The organism is Paraperlucidibaca sp. (assembly GCF_982810325.1).
Window position 1 is genome coordinate 1 of the sequence record NZ_CEYEMI010000005.1, and the last position, 3554, is coordinate 3554.

The window sequence follows — 3554 nt, forward strand, 5'->3', positions numbered from 1 at the left end:
GTGAGCTATCGCGTCGTTGTTTTAGTCTCGGGAAGTGGCTCCAACTTGCAAGCATTGCTTGATGTTTGTGGCCAAGGAGCCAATGCCTCAGCGACGCCAATCGACGCTAAAATTGTCGGCGTACTGAGCAATCGTGAAGAAGCTTTGGCGCTGCCACGCGCCACTCGTGCCGGTGTCGCAACCGCTGTGGTCAAGCATCGTGACTATGCTGAGCGGATAGATTTCGATGCGGAAATGATCAAGCATATCGATGCATGGGCACCAGACATGGTCATATTGGCCGGCTTTATGCGCATACTCACGCCCGACTTTGTCAGTCATTACAGTGGCCGTCTGATCAATATTCACCCGTCATTGCTACCGAAATACAAAGGCTTGCACACGCACCAACGCGCGCTCGACGCTGGTGATACAGAGCATGGCTGCTCGGTGCATTTCGTTACGCCCGAGCTCGACGGTGGCCCGGTCATCGCTCAACATCGTGTCAGCGTGCATCAGCACGACAACGTTGATTCACTGGCACAACGCGTGCATCAAGCCGAACACCAGCTCTATCCGCGTGTACTAGGCTGGCTCGCGAGTGGTCGCTTACGTTGGCAAGATGGCCAAATAGCACTCGATAACAAACCGTTATTAGAGCCACTACAAGCGCACAAATAGTCGCCGACACCCCTTCATTAGCTAAGAGCAATTTATGCGTACAAATCCACGTCTTAGACTGGCAATAAATGTCATCGTTGGCATTTTATTAGGTATTTTCATTAGCCAAATGCTGAGTGGTTGCAGCGATGAGTTGCCGCTCGCTCCAGCTCCGAGCGCAGGTATTGCCGGCGAAGCCGAAACTATCACTGAGGTCGGTGCTGCCCATAACAGTAAAATTGCAGCAAACACTAAATCAACGCAGCCCAAGATAGTTGCTTCTGCTACTACTTCGCCTACATCTGCTGCTGATACCTCTGCTGTCGTAGCTGCGCCTGTTGTCTCCGACACCATGCCATTGCCGCAAACAAAGGAGCGCTACCACTTAAGCTGGGATGGCAAGCTTGAAGGCGATGCGACGCGCAGCCTAAGTTGCAAGGCAACACAATGCCGTTACGAAACCCACGCCAGCGTTGTCGGCTTGGCATCATTCAGTGAGATTAGTGACTTCCAATGGGCGCATGGCCAAGTCGAATTTCAGCGCTACGAGCGCACATTACAGCTGCTTTTTAAGCAGGTCGCACGCATTGAAAAGCAAGCCGACGGCAGCATTCGCTCAGAACGACGCGGCAAGGTCTATCAATACGCGGGTAAGGCCGGCTTGGTGGATATTCTCAATATTGAAGTCCAGCTGCGCGCCGATCGCCTAGCTAATCGGGCGCCGAAAGCGAGCTATCCACTCGCCGACAGCAAAGGCATTAGCGCCATTAGCCTACATCGAGAAGCCGATGAAACCCTGACTGTCGCCGGCAAAGCTCGTCACAGCGAGGTGTATGTACGCCAAGATGGCAAGCGCAAAACCACACTATGGCTAGATCCGGCGCAGGCATTTTTACCACTGCAAATCATCCATCAAGATGGTGCCGAGACCTATCGCATGATTTGGCTTGGCGACGCGGCTAAATAGCCAACCACGATACCTGTTGCTAAAATATCGCCGCGCTGGCCTGTGCACAGGTCATGTCGCGGCGCGCTGCAACACCTAGCCATGCGCCAATTTTTGGCAGCTCATAATTGAAAAAATAGTCGCAGGCAGCACGTTTACCAGCTCGAAAGTCTGCCGGTAAGTGCTCACTGCGCTCTGCGGAAATCGCCAACTCCAGCCACATCCACGCCAATACACCATGACCAAAACCTTGCATATAGGCGGTGGCATTGGCGAGCGCCTCCTCGGGCTTAGCCGTCGACCATGCGGCTTGCGCTGCTGCAGCAATTTCTTGCCACGCACTTTGCAAAGCTTCTGCATGCTCACTTAATGTGCTTTTCGACTTATCCTGATTTGCATCCTGAGCAAACGCCTGCTGTGCTGTGGCATGTACTCGAGCCATCAGCAGCTTCAATGCAGCACCTTGATTCATAAGAACTTTACGACCCAATAAATCTAAGCCCTGAATACCATGCGTGCCTTCATGAATCATGTTCAAACGGTTATCGCGCCAATATTGCTCCACCGGAAAATCTCGTGTGTAGCCATAGCCGCCAAACACTTGAATTGCCAAGCTATTAGCCTCCTGAGCCCACTCACTAGGCCAGCTTTTCGCAATCGGCGTGAGCAGCTCTAAGAGTTGGCGAGCTTCATGTGCTTGCGCCTCAGTCCCTGTGCTTTCCTCATCGACTAAACGCGCGCAATACAAACCCAACGCCAAGCCGCCTTCGGCGATGGCTTTCTGCGCCATCAGCATGCGCTTCACATCGGTGTGCTCAATGATCGGCACTTGTGGGCTGCTCGGATCTTTACCAGCAGGGCTGGCATGGCGACCTTGTGGTCGCTGCTTGGCGTAGTCTAGAGAGGCCTCAAAGCCGGCATAAGCAAGCATGGTCGCGCCTAAGCCAACCGCAATGCGCGCTTCATTCATCAGCGTAAACATGCAGCTTAAGCCTTTGCCCTCGCCTCCAATCAGGTAGCCAACAGCGCCGGACTGGCCATTGACGAGGTATTTACCCTCGCCAAAATTCAACAGCGTATTCACCGTGCCGCGATAGCCGCACTTGTGATTTAAGCCCGCCAGCGCAACGTCATTGCGAATATCGCTAATTTCACCCTCAGCACTGACTAATTTGCGTGGCACGATAAACAAAGAAATGCCGCGCACGCCGGATACTAGCTGGCCAGTCGCATCGGGAATTTTTGCCAACACCAAATGCACGATGTTATCGCCCATCTCATGCTCGCCACCGGAGATCCACATCTTATTACCGCTCAAGCGATAGCGCGGGCCCAGCGGGTCATTGGCCCAATCGCCACAACCAGTGTCGGGTACAGCTTTAGTACGGATATCGGACAAACTTGAGCCAGCTTGCGGCTCACTCAAACACATGGTGCCGAAGCTCGTGCCAGCAAAGCCTGGCTTAGCAAACACGTCAATTTGAGTGGGAGTGCCATGCGCAAAAATGGTGTTGGCATTGCCGCGAGTGAGCATGGGATAGGCCGCTAGCGCGACACTGGCCTTGTAGAAAAAACTCATCGAGGCCATTTCAACGACTGTCGGCAGCTGCATGCCGCCAACCGCTTCGGGTTTGCTAGCAGCCATCAGGCCGGCCTCACTAAAGCAGTTCAGCGCGGCCTCTGTCTGTTTTGGTAGCAGCACACGCTCGCCATCAAACTCAGGCTCTTCGATATCCACGAGACGATTAATTGGTGCGAATTGCTCAGTGGCTACTTGCTCACTTAAGTCGAGTACAGCAGCAAAGGTATCAGCGCTGTGATCAGCATGAAAAGGTCGCTGGCATAGCGCTGGCGCATCAAGCCAATCGTTTAAGAGAAAATCTAACGTGGCGCGATGAGTCATGGCGTTGTGCTCTAGTAAGTGAGTGCTCTTTAAGGAAAGGCGCCTTATGAGGCGCTCTTTTAAATA

Annotated in this window: 3 protein-coding genes; 2 read left to right on the plus strand and 1 reads right to left on the minus strand. The window is 53.2% G+C overall.

The features are described 5' to 3' along the window. Together purN and AC3DKE_RS03240 are read left to right on the plus strand one after the other, a co-directional pair. Positions 1-660 (plus strand): phosphoribosylglycinamide formyltransferase, encoded by a 660-nt coding sequence (gene purN / locus AC3DKE_RS03235; RefSeq protein WP_340676256.1) that lies wholly within the window; start codon positions 1-3, stop codon positions 658-660. Between the two features lie 34 nt (positions 661-694). Continuing rightward, a complete protein-coding gene (locus AC3DKE_RS03240) occupies positions 695-1606 on the plus strand; it encodes a DUF3108 domain-containing protein (RefSeq protein WP_487990058.1) in 912 nt (303 codons plus the stop codon). Between the two features lie 19 nt (positions 1607-1625). On the opposite strand, the gene AC3DKE_RS03245 is transcribed toward AC3DKE_RS03240, so the two are convergent. Continuing rightward, a complete protein-coding gene (locus AC3DKE_RS03245; RefSeq protein WP_487990059.1) occupies positions 1626-3488 on the minus strand; it encodes an acyl-CoA dehydrogenase in 1863 nt (620 codons plus the stop codon). Positions 3489-3554: the final 66 nt, after the last annotated feature.

Excerpts from the sequence above, each read along its gene's own strand:
- AC3DKE_RS03240 (WP_487990058.1), top strand. The coding sequence starts at position 695 with ATGCGTACAAATCCACGTCTTAGACTGGCAATAAATGTCATCGTTGGC.
- AC3DKE_RS03245 (WP_487990059.1), bottom strand. The coding sequence starts at position 3,488 with ATGACTCATCGCGCCACGTTAGATTTTCTCTTAAACGATTGGCTTGAT.